The sequence below is a fragment of the Nonomuraea sp. NPDC049309 genome (assembly GCF_043196965.1).
GTDB lineage: Bacteria > Actinomycetota > Actinomycetes > Streptosporangiales > Streptosporangiaceae > Nonomuraea > Nonomuraea fastidiosa.
Map to the genome: position 1 here is coordinate 1,708,631 of NZ_JBICSH010000001.1, position 13,509 is coordinate 1,722,139.

Annotated in this window: 12 protein-coding genes and 1 pseudogene; 5 read left to right on the forward strand and 8 right to left on the reverse strand. The window is 70.6% G+C overall.

Features of this window, described 5'->3' with window-relative positions:
• Window positions 1-7: 7 nt before the first annotated feature.
• Genes ACGFIM_RS07775 through ACGFIM_RS07800 form a run of 6 tightly spaced genes read right to left on the reverse strand, consistent with a single transcriptional unit; the run spans window position 8 to window position 6,720 of the window.
• Window positions 8-946, reverse strand: coding sequence for an alpha/beta fold hydrolase (locus tag ACGFIM_RS07775; RefSeq protein ID WP_393196329.1), 939 nt, complete (start codon window positions 944-946; stop codon window positions 8-10).
• A 10-nt stretch (window positions 947-956) separates the two neighbouring features.
• Window positions 957-2,126 carry a M24 family metallopeptidase gene (locus tag ACGFIM_RS07780; protein WP_393196332.1) on the reverse strand — a complete coding sequence of 390 codons (1,170 nt, stop codon included), beginning with the start codon at window positions 2,124-2,126 and terminating at the stop codon, window positions 957-959.
• Window positions 2,123-2,977 carry an ABC transporter permease gene (locus ACGFIM_RS07785; RefSeq protein WP_393196335.1) on the reverse strand — a complete coding sequence of 285 codons (855 nt, stop codon included), beginning with the start codon at window positions 2,975-2,977 and terminating at the stop codon, window positions 2,123-2,125. The genes ACGFIM_RS07780 and ACGFIM_RS07785 overlap by 4 nt, the downstream gene beginning before the upstream one ends.
• On the reverse strand, window positions 2,974-3,927 hold the full coding sequence (locus tag ACGFIM_RS07790) for an ABC transporter permease (RefSeq protein WP_393196338.1): 954 nt from the start codon (window positions 3,925-3,927) through the stop codon (window positions 2,974-2,976). Before ACGFIM_RS07790 ends, ACGFIM_RS07785 begins: the two co-directional genes overlap by 4 nt.
• A gap of 1 nt (window position 3,928) precedes the next feature.
• Entirely contained in the window at window positions 3,929-5,512 is a 1,584-nt protein-coding gene (locus ACGFIM_RS07795; protein WP_393196340.1) for an ABC transporter substrate-binding protein, read from the reverse strand.
• A complete protein-coding gene (locus ACGFIM_RS07800) occupies window positions 5,512-6,720 on the reverse strand; it encodes a dipeptidase (RefSeq protein WP_393196343.1) in 1,209 nt (402 codons plus the stop codon). The genes ACGFIM_RS07795 and ACGFIM_RS07800 overlap by 1 nt, the downstream gene beginning before the upstream one ends.
• Before the next feature lie 129 nt (window positions 6,721-6,849).
• Between ACGFIM_RS07800 and ACGFIM_RS07805 the strand changes: the two genes are divergently transcribed.
• The 3 genes from ACGFIM_RS07805 to ACGFIM_RS07815 all read left to right on the forward strand — a co-directional run bounded on the left by ACGFIM_RS07805 (window position 6,850) and on the right by ACGFIM_RS07815 (window position 9,587).
• Window positions 6,850-7,851, forward strand: a complete 1,002-nt coding sequence (locus ACGFIM_RS07805; RefSeq protein WP_393196346.1) for an ABC transporter ATP-binding protein — start codon at window positions 6,850-6,852, stop codon at window positions 7,849-7,851.
• On the forward strand, window positions 7,835-8,824 hold the full coding sequence (locus ACGFIM_RS07810) for an ABC transporter ATP-binding protein (RefSeq protein WP_393196349.1): 990 nt from the start codon (window positions 7,835-7,837) through the stop codon (window positions 8,822-8,824). The genes ACGFIM_RS07805 and ACGFIM_RS07810 overlap by 17 nt, the downstream gene beginning before the upstream one ends.
• Window positions 8,825-8,912: 88 nt before the next feature.
• The gene (locus ACGFIM_RS07815) at window positions 8,913-9,587 is read left to right on the forward strand and encodes a heme oxygenase (biliverdin-producing) (protein WP_393196352.1); all 675 of its coding nucleotides are present in this window, start codon (window positions 8,913-8,915) and stop codon (window positions 9,585-9,587) included.
• A gap of 39 nt (window positions 9,588-9,626) precedes the next feature.
• Here ACGFIM_RS07815 and ACGFIM_RS07820 read toward each other — a convergent pair.
• Window positions 9,627-9,803: pseudogene (locus tag ACGFIM_RS07820) on the reverse strand (Fic family protein); the annotation flags it as partial.
• A gap of 156 nt (window positions 9,804-9,959) precedes the next feature.
• Here ACGFIM_RS07820 and ACGFIM_RS07825 point away from each other — a divergent pair.
• Entirely contained in the window at window positions 9,960-10,556 is a 597-nt protein-coding gene (locus ACGFIM_RS07825; protein WP_393196355.1) for a TetR/AcrR family transcriptional regulator, read from the forward strand.
• A 58-nt stretch (window positions 10,557-10,614) separates the two neighbouring features.
• On the forward strand, window positions 10,615-12,021 hold the full coding sequence (locus ACGFIM_RS07830; RefSeq protein WP_393196358.1) for an MFS transporter: 1,407 nt from the start codon (window positions 10,615-10,617) through the stop codon (window positions 12,019-12,021).
• 36 nt (window positions 12,022-12,057) lie between these two features.
• On the opposite strand, the gene ACGFIM_RS07835 is transcribed toward ACGFIM_RS07830, so the two are convergent.
• On the reverse strand, window positions 12,058-13,287 hold the full coding sequence (locus ACGFIM_RS07835) for a cytochrome P450 (RefSeq protein ID WP_393196361.1): 1,230 nt from the start codon (window positions 13,285-13,287) through the stop codon (window positions 12,058-12,060).
• Between the last annotated feature and the right edge of the window lie 222 nt (window positions 13,288-13,509).

The following is a 13,509-nucleotide window of genomic DNA, read 5'->3' on the forward strand; positions in this document are numbered from 1 at the left end:
CGCGCGATCAGGGCCGTTCTCGCACCTGCCCCGCGCCGCCCGGCTCCTCGCCAGAGGAGCCGGAAGCCCCGGAGCCTGCGGCCTCGGAACCGGACGGGCCGGAGCCGGTAGCGCCGGAGAGTGCTCTGGCGAGGAAGTCGCGGACGGTGGCCTCCCACAGCTCGGCCTCCTCGATCTGCGGCGAGTGCCCGGACTTCTCGAAGATCCGCAGCTCGGCCCTCGGGATGAGGCGGGCGATGGTCTCGCTGCACTCGGGCGGCGTGATCCAGTCGTGGCGGCCGACGGTGACGAGGGTCGGCGCGGTGATGCCGGGCAGCAGGTGCTTGATGTCGTAGCCGGGCTGGTTGTGGGCGAAGGCGTAATTGTGCGTCTCGTAGTGGTACGGGGTGGCGGCCACGCGCTGCTCGACCTTGGCGGGGTCGTAGTCGTGGTCGTACAGGGGGAGGATCTCGCGCCAGCAGTCGCGCAGGTCGTCGTCGTCGCGGACGGTGCCCGACATGATGCGGTCGAGCTTGTCGCGGTCGATGCTCACCCGGGAGGAGGCGGCGGCGTTGCGGATGGCGAGGTCCTGGTTGGCGTTGTCGGCGGAGGTGTCGCGCAGCACGAGGGCGCTGACGCGGTCGGGGTGGCGGGCGGCGTACTCCATGGCGATGAAGCCGCCGTACGAGCCGCCGGCCATGATGATCTGCTCGGCGCCGATCCACCGGCGCAGGGCCTCGACGTCGGCCACCCACTGCTCGTGGGTGAAGGGCCCGTTGAGCCCGCTGGCCCCGGAGCCCCGGGCGTCGAAGACGAGCACCCGGTAGGTGTCGGCGAGGCGGCCGAAGCCGGCCTTGGGCTCGGCGAGCGAGCCGAGTCCCGGCGCGCCGTGGTGGGCGATGACGACGTGCTCGCCGTCGCCGAGTATCTCGACGTTGAGGGGGTTGCCGTTGATGTCGACGTACACAGGTGTCCTCTCAGATGACGACGTCGGTGAGCTCGCGGGGGTAGGCGGTGAGCCGGCGCGGACCCGACTCGGTGACGAGCACGGTGTCGGAGATGCGGTAGCCGGCGTGGCCGGGCACGTAGACGCCGGGCTCGCTGGACAGGATCATGCCGGGGGCGAGTTCGGTGGCGTCGCCGTCGGACAGCCACGGCGGCTCGTGGAAGCCGAGCCCGATGCCGTGCCCCTGGCGGTGGCGCAGGTATGCGCCGTAGCCGGCCTCCTTGATGACGGCCAGGCAGCGGCGGTTGGCCTCCTCGCAGGTGATGCCGGGGACGAGGGCCTCGGTGCCGATCTCCTGCGCCTCGCGTACGGCCTCGTAGTAGCGGGCCTGCTGGGGCGTGGGCTCGCCGATGACGAACGTGCGCTCGCTCTCGACGAACCGGCCGCCGACGGCGCAGCCGAGCGAGAGCATGAACGTCTCCCCCGCCTTGAGCCGGTCGCCGCCGGGCAGGCGGTGCGGCTGGGCGGAGTTGGGCCCGCCGTAGACGAGGCCGCCGGTCAGCATGGGGACGACCACGACGTCCTCGTGGGAGGCGTACATGAGGCGGGAGCCGTAGGAGATGACGTGGCCGGCCAGCTCGGTCTCGGTGGGCAGCTCGCCGCCCGCTTCGAGGGCCTGCCTGACCAGCTCGACACCGGCCTCGATCATCCGGTCGGCGATGCGGGCGGCCTCCTCGTGCAGCGCGATCTCCTCGGGCTGTTTGCGCAGCCGCACCTGGCCGACGGCGTCGGAGACGCACCAGCGGGTGCCGGGGAAGGCCTCGGCCAGCGCCGCCGTACGCCCGATCGAGGTGGACGGCGCGTAGCCGGCCGTGGCGGGGGCGGGGACGTGCGCGGCGAGCACCGCGAACGGCGAGCGCTCGCCGGGGAACTCGGGGTAGGCGAGGATCTCGGCCCTGGCGCCCTGGTCCTCGGCGTATTCGCGTTCGAGGTCGGGTACGAGCAGCACGGGGTCGCCGTCGAGCGGCAGCCAGCAGGCGACCGGGCGCTCGTTCGGGAAGTGGTGGAACCCGGTGAGGTAGGCGACGTCCAGCGGGTCGTCGAGCAGCAGCGCCGCCAGCCCGTCGGCGGACATGCGGGCGCGCACCCGGTCGAGGGCGCCCGCGTAGAAGGTGCCGGGCAGCCGCTGGGAGAAGGTCATGTGTCGCTCCTGTGGTTGCGGGCGTCGTTGTAGGCGACGGACAGCAGCGTCGTGGAGAGCACGAGCAGCAGGATCGCCAGCGACGGGAACAGCGTGGTCCACCAGGCGGAGGCGAGGGCCCCCGACTGCTGCGCCTTGTGCAGGATGGTCCCCCAGGACCAGGATTCGGGGTCGCCCAGGCCGAGGAAGGACAGGCCGGCCTCCGACAGCACGGCGCGCGAGGTGGTGAGCACGACGGACACGCCGACGACGGGGACGACGCCGGGCAGCAGGTGCTTGCGGACGATCCACCACGACGAGCCGCCGACGACCTTGGCCGCCGACACGAACGGCATGGGCACGATGGCCAGCGCCTGCGAGCGCACCACGCGGGCCACCTCGGGCCAGCTGAACAGCGCGATCACCACGGCGAGCGTGCGCACGCTGGGCCCGGCCAGCGCCGCCACGAGGATCATCAGCGGCAGCACGGGCAGCGACAGCGACAGGTCCACCAGCACGCCGAGCGGGGCGTCCAGGCGGCGGAAGTACGCGGCGCTGACGCCGATGAGCAGGCCGATGCCGATGGCCAGCACGGAGGCGCTGGCGCCGACCGCCATGCTGACCCTGGTGCCCCAGATGACCTGGGCGAAGACGTCCTGGCCGATGTCGTCGGTGCCGAACCAGTGCTCGGCCGACGGCGGCTGCGAGGTGTCGGGCCCGTACCCCTCGGGGAAGGGCGCGATGAGCGGCGCGAAGAGCGCGACGAGCAGCATGAGCAGCAGCACGGCCGCGCTGGCCATGCCGAGCGGGTTGCGGCGGAAGGAGCTCCAGGTCCGCCTGCGCGGGGTGAGCTCCGCTGCGATGGCGGTCATGAGGTGCGCACTCTCGGGTCGAGGATGCCGTAGGCCACGTCCGTGATCAGGTTGGCCACCACCACGGCGGCGGCGAGCAGCACGAACGCGCCCTGCAGGACGGGGAAGTCGAGCTGGCCGACCGCCTCGTAGATGGCGCGGCCGATGCCCGGGTAGGCGTAGATGGTCTCGGTGAGCACGGCGCCGCCGACCAGGGTGCCGAGCTGCAGGCCGGCGATGGTGGTGGTGGGCAGCAGCGCGTTGCGCAGCGCGTGCTTCCACACGACCGCGCCGGGCCGTACGCCCTTGGCCTTGGCCAGGGAGACGTAGTCCTCGCCGAGCGCCTCGATGAGCGTGGTCCGCATGGTCAGCACGTAGCCGCCGAGCTGGATGAGCACCAGCGACAGGCAGGGCAGCACCAGGTGGTGCACCATGCTGGCGGTGGCGGCGAGGCCGGTGGCGTCGAGGTCCACCGCGCCGCCGATGGGGAACCAGCCGAGCCAGACGCCCATCACGTACATGAGGAAGATGCCGACGCTGGGCACGAACAGCGACTGCGCGGTGACGCCGGTGAGCTGGATGACCCGGTCGAGCCAGCCCTTGGCCCTGGTGGCGGCGAGCACGCCGAGCGGGATGCCCAGCACGATCGTCACCGCCATGGCCGAGCCGGTGAGGATCAGCGTCCACGGCAGCCGTTCCATCAGCACGGTCGTGACGGGGACCGACTGGCGGAACGACATGCCGAGGTTGCCGTGGAGGAGCTGACCGAGGTAGTCGACGTACTGTGCGGCCAGGGGCTTGTCCAGGCCGAAGTCCGCGAGCAGTTTCCGGCGCAGCTCCTCGGTCATGTTCGGGTCGGCCACGGCCAGCACCGGGTCGCCCGGCAGCAGGCGGACCAGGAAGAACGTCACCGTGACCGCGAACCACAGGGTGAGCAGGCCGCGGGCCAGCCGTAGGCCGATGAACCGCATATCAGCCCGCCGGCTTCGCCGAGGCGAGGGAGAGCGGGTTCAGGATGGACAGCAGCTCGCTCGGCATCGGCTTGAAGCCGGTCCACTTCGCGGAGTACGCGATGTTGAACGTCTCCACGTACAGGACGTTGTCGTAGACCTGGTCGTGGATGATGCGAGCGGCCTCCTGGATCGGGCCCCTGGCCTCGTCGACGGTGAGCGCGCGCTGCGCCTTGTCGATGAGGGCGTCCAGCTTGGGGTCCTCGACCTGGGCGTAGTTGATGAACCCGCCGGTCTTGAACGCCAGCCCCAGGTTCGCGGGCGGGTTGTCCATGATCGCCCACGATCCTGCGTAGATGTCGAAGTCGCGCTTGGCCGTCTTGTCCAGGTACGTGTTGCGCTCCAGGCCCTGCAGCTCGATCGTGATCCCGGCCTTCTTCGCCGAGTCGCGCACCATGGGCGCCCAGCGGGCGATGTTCGGGTCGGCCTGGTCGTAGATCATGCCGAGCTTCAGGCCGGTCTGCCCGGCCTCGGCGAGCAGCTTCTTGGACTGCTCGGGGTCGAAGGCGTACTCCTTCGAGGTGGGGTCGGTCCAGTCGGGCAGGGTGGGGGTGAGCACGCTGGAGTTGGAGGACTTGGCGAAGCCCTTCAGCGCGATGTTCCTGATGGCCTCGTAGTCGACGGCGTGGGCGAGGGCCTGGCGCACGCGCACGTCGTCCAGCGGCTTGCGCTTGGTGTTGTACTGCAGGTGGGCCCAGCCGAGCGAGGGGATCTGCTGGAGCTTGACCTTGGGGTCGTTCTGCAGCTCGGCGGCGGTGGCGGGCGGCAGCACGTTGCCGATGAGGTCGATCTCCCCGTTGCGCAGCGCCAGCACCTCGGTGTTGACGTCGGGGAAGACGCGGAAGACGACCTCCTTGACGGTGGGCGTGCCGGGCCCGAAGTCGTCGACGCGCTCCATGATGTAGCGCTGGCCGCGCTCGACCTTGGTCAGCTTGAACGGCCCCGCGCTCACCCAGTCCTTGTCGTTGGCGAACTTCTGCACGCTCGGGGCCTTCTCGAAGACGTGCTTGGGCACGATCGGCAGCCAGAAGCCCACGTTGTCGAGGAACGTGCCGTCGGGGCGGCTCAGCTTGAAGCGCACCTCGGTCGGCGAGACCGCCTCGGCCTTGTCGAGCGCGGTGATGAGCCCGGCCACGACGCCGAACTGCTCCTTCTGCACCGCCGTGATCGCGAACACCACGTCGTCGGCGGTGACCGGCTTGCCGTCGGACCAGGTCATGTCGTCGCGCAGCTTGACGGTGGCGCTCTTGCCGTCCTCCGCGTACGACCACTCGGTGGCGAGGTACGGGGTGCGCTTGCCGGCCTCGTCCATCTGCATGAGGTGGGGGTACATGAGGCTGGTGACCCACGAGTCGGTACGGCTGTTGCCGACCAGCGGGTTGTAGTTGACCACGTCGGCGGTGGTGCCGATGGTCAGCCGGTCGGCCGAGGCCGGGGCGGCCTGCTGTGCGGACGGCGAGCCCGACTGGCCGGGCACGCCGGGGGCGCAGGCTGCGACAGCGGTAAGTGCGGCGGCCAGCGCCGCGGCGAGCGTGACACGTTTCATCAGATCCAGACCTCTTCCAGCACCCGCATGACGTTGCCCCCGACGACCTTGGTGATCTCGTCGTCCGAGTAGTCGTGGGCGACGAGCCAGGAGATGATGTTCCAGAAGCATTCGGCCGGGTTCTCCAGGCCGTCCACGTACTCGACCTTCTCGTAGTCGATCCCGGCGTGCGCCTCCCTGATCGACAGGTGGTCGGCGAACGTGTCGTGCAGCCCGACGTGGTCGCCGAAGAGCGTGTCGGGGCCGAAGGCCACGTGGTCGATGCCGACCAGGTCCACACAGTACGTGAAATGGTCCATGACCGACTCCAGGCTGTGCCTGGGGTGGTTCGGCGACAGCGTGGTGTGCGGGGCCGCCTCCAGGCCGATGACGCCGCCGCGTTCGGCCGCCGCCTTGATGACCTCGTCAGGCTTCATGCGGTTGGTGGGCCAGACCGCGCGGGCGCCGGCGTGGGTGATGAGGATCGGCTTGGTGGAGTGCCTGATCGTGTCGAGCGAGGTCTGGTCGCCGGAGTGCGAGACGTCGATGGCGATGCCGAGCTTGTTCATGCGGCGCACGGCCTTCTCGCCGAACAGGGTCAGGCCGCCGTCGCGGCGCTCCTTCAGGCCGCTGCCGAGCGTGTTGGCCTCGCTGTAGGCGATGCCCATCTGCCGTACGCCGAAGCCGTACAGCATGTCGATCCTGTCGACCTCGTTCTCGATCATCGTGGCCGCCTCCAGGGCGAGCACGAGGCCCATGCGGCCGCTGTTGTGCGCCTCGTACACGTCGGCGAGGCGTTCGACCTTGATGAGGTAGTCCTGGTGGGCGATGTCCGACAGACGCATGCCGATGTCGGCGATCACATCGGTCCACTTCCAGCCGGCCTGGCTGGTGACGCAGCAGGTGCCGTCCATGAGGTTGTCGAAGACGACGGTCATGCCGGAGCGGGCCAGGCCCTCGTAGCCGGTGCGGTGGCGGGCGGTGCGGTTGTAGTCGACGGTCTGGCTGATGTCGTCGGGAAAGACCGACGGGTGGTCGTGCAGGGAGACGACGAGGCTCTCGGTGAGGAGACGGCGTACGCGCTCGGTCTGCTCGGTGGTGAGCTCGGGCCCCTGGTAGGCGGGGACGCGGCCGATCTCGGGGGCCAGATCGAAGTGCCGGTAGTCGACACCCTCTTCGAGGTATTCGTACGAACGGTAACCCTTGTAGCTCTTTGCGGCTTCCAGCATCTGGTATCCCCTCTTGTCCGATTGCCGGAAGTTTGCCAGGATCAGGCGCGAAAGACAATATCCAAGTTGTTTTCCGGCAGCAGACCACCTATCAGCGCCAGCATTCGTCACAATCGAGGAGGGGGTGCGGTGAGCGAACCACCGGCCCTGGAGATCCGCGGCCTGCACGTCACCTTCACCGCCCAGGGACGCGAGATCCCGGCGGTCCGCGGCGTGGACCTGACCATCGAGCGCGGCCAGACACTGGCGCTGCTCGGCGAGTCGGGCTCGGGCAAATCCGTCACCGCGAAGGCCGTCATGGGGCTGCTCGACCAGCCGAACGCCCGCGTACGCTTCGAGACGGCCAGGCTCGGCGGGCGCGACCTGCTCGCCATGGACGCCGAGCAGCTGCGGGCCCTGCGCGGCAGCGAGATGACGCTCGTCTTCCAGGACGCGCTGTCGGCGCTCAACCCCGTGCTCAGCGTCGGCGACCAGATCGGCGAGCTGTTCCGCGTGCACCGCGGCCTGTCGCGCAAGGAGGCGCGGGCCCGCTCGATCGAGATGCTCGACCTCGTCGGCATCCCCGCCGCCGCCAAGCGCATCGACGACTACCCGCACCAGTTCTCCGGCGGCATGCGGCAGCGCATCCTCGTCGCCATGGCGGTGGCGCTGGAGCCCGACCTGATCATCGCCGACGAGCCGACGACCGCGCTCGACGTGACCGTCCAGGCGCAGATCCTGGAGCTCATCGACCGGCTGCGGCGCGACCTCGGCACCGCGGTGCTGCTCATCACGCACGATCTCGGCGTCGCGGCCGAGGTCAGCGACCGCATCGCGGTCATGTACGCCGGGCGCATCGTCGAGGGCGGCGAGGTCGGCGAGCTGTACGAGCGGCCCGCGCACCCGTACACGGAGGCGCTGCTCGCCGCCATCCCCGACCTGGACAGCCCGGCCTCGGAGCTGCGCGCCATCCCCGGCGCGCCGCCCAGCCCCGCCGAGGTGCCGCCCGGGTGCTCGTTCGCGCCCCGCTGCGCGCGGGCGAGCGAGATATGCGGCCGCAGCCGGCCGCCGCTCACGGCCCTGCGTGCCGGATCCGGCCGTTACGTCGCCTGCCACCACGCGGAGGAGATGCTCGATGGCGCTCTCACCTGAGCACCGGGAGGAGCCCGTGCTGCGGGCCACCGGCCTGCACAAGACCTACCGGGGCGGCCTGCTGTCCAGGGGCGGCGCCGTACGCGCCGTCTCCGGCGTGGACCTCGACCTCTACCCCGGCGAGACGCTCGGCATCGTCGGCGAGTCCGGCTGCGGCAAGTCCACCCTGGCCCGCATGCTCGTCGGCCTCGAACGCCCCGACGAGGGCGAGGTCACCTTCCGCGGCCGGCCCTTCTTCACCAGGGGCGGCGTGCCGCGCGACATCCGGCGGCGGGTCCAGATGGTCTTCCAGGACCCGCTCACCTCGCTCAACCCGCGCATGACCGTGCACGACATCGTGGCCGAGCCGCTGCGCGTGCACCGCCTCGCGCCGAACGCCCGCGCCCTGCGCGAGCGCGTCGCCGAGCTGCTGACCCTGGTCGGCCTGTCGCCCGACCGGATAAGCCGCTTCCCGCACGAGTTCTCCGGCGGGCAGCGGCAGCGGATCGGCATCGCCCGTGCGCTGGCCACCGAGCCCGACGTGATCGTCTGCGACGAGCCGGTGTCGGCGCTCGACATGTCGGTGCAGGCGCAGGTGGTCAACCTCTTCGCCGAGCTGCAGCGCACGCTCGGGGTGGCGCTGGTGTTCATCGCGCACGACCTGGCCGTCGTCCGGCACGTCTCCCATCGGGTGGGCGTGATGTACCTCGGGCGGATGGCGGAGCTGGGCACGGCGGCCCAGGTGTACTCGGCGCCGGCGCATCCGTACACGATGGCGCTGCTGTCGGCCGCGCCCGTGCCGAAGCCCGCCCTGCGCGGCCGCACGCGCATCATGCTGGCCGGCGACCCGCCGAGCCCGGTGGCGCCGCCGCCCGGCTGCCGCTTCCACACCCGCTGCTGGAAGGCCACCGACCGGTGCGGGCAGGTCGAGCCGGCGTTCGAGGAGGTGGACGGCCACTTCGCGGCCTGCCATTACCCCGAGCGCCCGTCCTGACCTCGCCTTTCCCGAGCATCGGGAGACTTTGCTGACAGACTGTCGTCATCTTCTTGACGCGGCCTGCCGCCGTTTGTGACACTTCGTCATGAAACGTCAGCACGAGCAGAGGTGCGCCGTGACCTTCTCCGAAACCCTGCGGAACGCCACGTGGTCCGACCACGAGTCCGCCGAGTCCGACGGATACCTCGCCGCGCTGATGGCCGGCCGCCTGACCGAGCAGGAATACGGCGAGATGGTGGCCCAGCACTACTTCGCCTACGCCGCGCTCGACGGCGTCTCCCGCGACCTGGCCGAGCATCCGGTCGCGGGCCGCTTCGTCTTCCCCGAGCTGTACCGGGAGGCGGCGCTGGAACGCGACCTCGCCACCGTCTACGGCCCCGGCTGGCGCGACCGGATCGCGCCGTCGGAGCCCACCCGCGCCCTCGTGGCCCGCATCCGCGAGGTCGCCGGCTGGCCCGGCGGTTACGTCGCCCACCACTACACCCGCTACCTCGGCGACCTGTCCGGCGGCCAGTTCATCCGGATGGAGCTGCAGAAGATCTACGGCTACGGCAAGGGCGGGGGCGTCGACTTCTACGTCTTCGACGAGCTGGGCAGCCTGCCCCGCTTCAAGACCGAGTACCGCGCCCGCCTCGACGCCCTGGGCGAGGAGCTGGACGAGGCCGAGCGGCAGCGGATGATCGCCGAGGTGCGCCTGGCGTACCGCCTCAACACCGACGTCCTCACCGACCTGCACCGCGTCATCCGAAAGGCCGCCTGACGCCGGTCGGGTGATCTGGTCGCGCCCCAGGACGAGAGTCTGGAGGGCGCGTGACATGCGGCCGTTCCCGTCCCGCCACGGGTGAATGTTGACCAGGTCGCGGTGCGCCATCGCGGCCCGCACGTGGCTCGGCGCCTCCTGGTCGCCCTCGTTCGGCCAGGCGACCAGCTCGTCGAGAAGCGCGGGCACGAGCTCGGCGTCCGGCCCTTCGTACACGACCTGGCCCGACGCCGTAGAGCATGGCGCCGTGAAAGCGTGAACGAATCATTCGGTCAAAGGAGTGAATGATTCATCCATTCATGCGGTGCCTGCGCGTCACGGGCGCCCGCATCAGACGGAAACGGGATGGCGGGGCGGCCTACGATGGTGGGTATGCCCCGTATCTCGGCCGCCACCATCGGTGAGCATCGTGCGCAGACGCGCGACCGCATCCTGCAGGCCGTCTCCCGGCTGTCGCGGGTGCAGGGCATCGATGAGATCTCGATGACGGACGTGGCCAACGAGGCCGGGATCACGCGGACCGTTCTCTACAACTATTTTCCCGACAAGGCGGCGCTGCTGCTGGCGTTCACCGAGCGGGTGACGCAGTACTTCATCGAGAGTTACGAGCGTGAGCTGCCCGAGGAGGCGTCGCCGGCCGAGCGGCTGCGGGCGTTCGTCAGGCTGCAGCTCGCCGGGCTGCTCGCCCACCCCCATCCCGGGGCCGCCGATCTGAGCGCCGCGCTGGGGCCCGACGCGTACCAGCGGCTGGCCGAGCACGTCGCGCCGATGCAGCAGGTCCTGGTGGACATCCTGGAGAGCGGCATCGAGACGGGCGACTTCCGGGTGCTGGACGTGGCGGCCACCGCGCGCATGGTGCTCGCGGTCATCGGGGCCGAGCGGGTGCCGCTCATCAGCGGTGACGTCACGGTGGAGACGGCCGGGGAGCTGGTGTCGGAGTTCGTGCTGCGGGCGATCGAGCGTCGCTGAGCCCGAGCCGCGCACCCCCGCGTACCGGTGGATCGGGGCGGGGCTGGATGATGTCCGCATGAGCACACCGTCTCCGCAGGTCGATGGGCATGTCGCGGTCACGTCGGCGCGCGGCCGGTGGATCCTGGCGGCGACGGTGCTCGGGTCCGGGCTCGCGCTGCTCGACGGCACCGTGGTGAACGTGGCGCTGCCGTTCCTCGGCCGCGACCTCGACGCCCGCATGGACGGCCTGCAGTGGACGATCAACGCGTACACGCTCACCCTGGCCGGGCTCATCCTGCTGGGCGGCTCGCTCGGCGACCGCTACGGCCGCCGCCGGATCTTCCTCATCGGGGTGGCCTGGTTCGCGGTCGCGTCGGCGCTGTGCGGGCTGTCGCGCGGCATCGAGATGCTCATCGCGGCGCGCGCCCTGCAGGGCGTCGGCGGGGCGCTGCTCACGCCGGGCTCCCTGGCGATCATCCAGGCGAGCTTCCTGCGGCACGACCGGCCGCGCGCGGTGGGCGTGTGGTCCGGGCTCGGCGGCGTGGCCAGCGCGGTCGGGCCGCTGCTCGGCGGCTGGGTGGTGCAGTCGGCCGGCTGGCGGTGGGCGTTCCTGATCAACCTGCCGTTCGCGGCGCTCATCATCGCCATCACGCTGCGGCACGTACCGGAGAGCCGGGACGAGCAGGCGGCGGGGCGCTTCGACGTGCTCGGCTCGGTGCTCGCGGCGCTGGCGCTGGCCGGGCTCACGTACGGGCTGATCGCGCGGGGCGCGGTGGCGCCGCTGGCGGCCGGGGTGGCGCTGGGCGCGGCGTTCGTGGTCGTGCAGGTGCGCAGGTCGCCGGACGCGCTGGTGCCGGTGGGCATCTTCCGCGACCGGGTGTTCACGGCCGTCAACATCGTCACGCTCATCATGTACGCGGCCATGGGCGTGGTGTTCTTCTTGCTGGTGGTGCAGCTCCAGGTGGTGTCCGGGTTCTCGCCCATCGCGGCGGGCATGGCGATGCTGCCCGCGACGATCCTGATGTTGCTGCTGTCGGCCAGGGCCGGCGAGCTCGCCAAGCGGTACGGGCCGCGCACGCTCATGACGCTCGGGATGCTGGCGGCGGGCGGCGGGTTCCTGGCGATGAGCACGATCGGGTTCGGGGCCTCCTACCCGTTCCAGGTGCTGCCCGCGGTGTTCCTGTTCGGGCTGGGGCTGTCGGCGACGGTCGCGCCGCTGACCGCGACCGTTCTCGCCTCGGCCGACGAGCGGCACGCGGGCATGGCCAGCGGCGTCAACAACGCGGTCGCGCGCACCGGCGGGCTGCTGGCGGTGGCCGCGGTGCCGCCGCTGGTCGGGCTGGTGGGCGACGCCTTTCAGAACCCGCCGGTGTTCGACGCCGGGTTCAGGACGGCGATGCTGATCTCGGCGGCGATGATGGCCGTCGCGGCGGCGATCACGTGGGTGACGATCAGGTCGAACGTGCTCGCCGCCGGCGACTGACCGCCGCCCCGCCCGCGAGCGCCCCAGTGCTGTCGCCTAGAACGTGAAGCGCTGGCTGCGGACGCTGTTGTCGAAGTTCGACAGCAGCAGCTCAGGCTCCCCCACCGTGCGGATGCCGGGCAGCCGGGTGAACAGCTCGCGGAACATCGTCCGCAGCTCCTGCCGCGCCAGGTTGGCGCCCAGGCAGAAGTGGGGGCCGGGCCCGCCGAAGCCGACGTGGGGCTTGGTGTCGCGGGTGATGTCGAACTTGTCGGGGTCGGGGAAGACCGACTCGTCGCGGTTGGCCGAGCCGTAGAACAGCACGACCTTGTCGCCCTTCTTCAGCTCCAGCCCGCGCAGCGAGTAGTCCTGGGTGACCGTGCGCCGGAACTGCATGATGGGCGAGACGTACCGGACGATCTCCTCGATCGTGTTGTTGATGTGGGCGTCGAAGTCGCTCAGCAGCAGCTCGCGCTGGGCGGGGTTCTCGGTGAGCAGCCGGATGCCGTGAGCCATCGCGTTGCGGGTCGTCTCGTTGCCGGCGACCAGCAGCAGCGAGAAGAACGAGCCGAGCTCCTTGTCGGTGAGCTTCTCGCCGTCGACGTTGGCGGTGACCAGCAGGGAGACCAGGTCGCCCTTGGGGTTCGCGGCGCGCTCGTGGCCGAGCTTGATGACCATGCGCTGCAGGGCGAGCAGGGCCATCATGTTCTGGCCGGCCATCTGGACGCTGCGCGCCAGGCTGGGGCGCACGCCGGTGTAGGCGGTGGAGATGTCGACGTGCTTGTGCACGCGTTCGCGCAGCTCCTGCGGGATGTCCAGCATGTCGCATATGACGTGGATGGGGAGCCGGGCGGCGACCTGGGAGACGAAGTCGCGCGGCCCCTCCTCGATGACGTCGTCGACGATGCGCTTGCAGGCGGCCTCGATGTCGCTCTGCAGGCCGGCCAGCATCTTCGGGCTGAACGAGCGGGTCACGATGCGGCGCAGGCGGGCGTGGCGCGGGTCGTCCATGTTGACCATCGACTCACCGAATACCTGCTTGATCCACCCGGGCGGCTCGGGGTTGGTGACGGCCGGTTCGCTGGAGAAGATCTTCGGATTGCGGCTGGCCTCCACGACGTCGGCATGGCGTACGAGGGCGTAGAAACCCTTGCCCGAGCGGAGGAACGGCACCTTCTTCTCGGGGAAGAACACCGGGTGCTCCAGTTGCCGGAGCCGGGCGAAAGCCTCGTTCCGCTCCTTCAGCGGCTTGCGCCAGAAATCCAGATCAGCGAGGTCGATGTCCACCCGCCTATCCTGGCACGTTCCCATGCCGGTCCCGCCACCGAGCCGGGCGGAAACCCCGGCGAATACGGGCCTGCGGGACCCGGCACGGATGCGCATCCTGCCCTTCTGCCCCGTTCTCGTAGCGTTCGGCCCTTATGCGCGCGCCCTGGTCTGGCTGGCGGGTCTCGCCGCTCTTCCGGCACCCCCCGCGCCGAGAGCACCGGCCTGTACGGCTGCACCTTC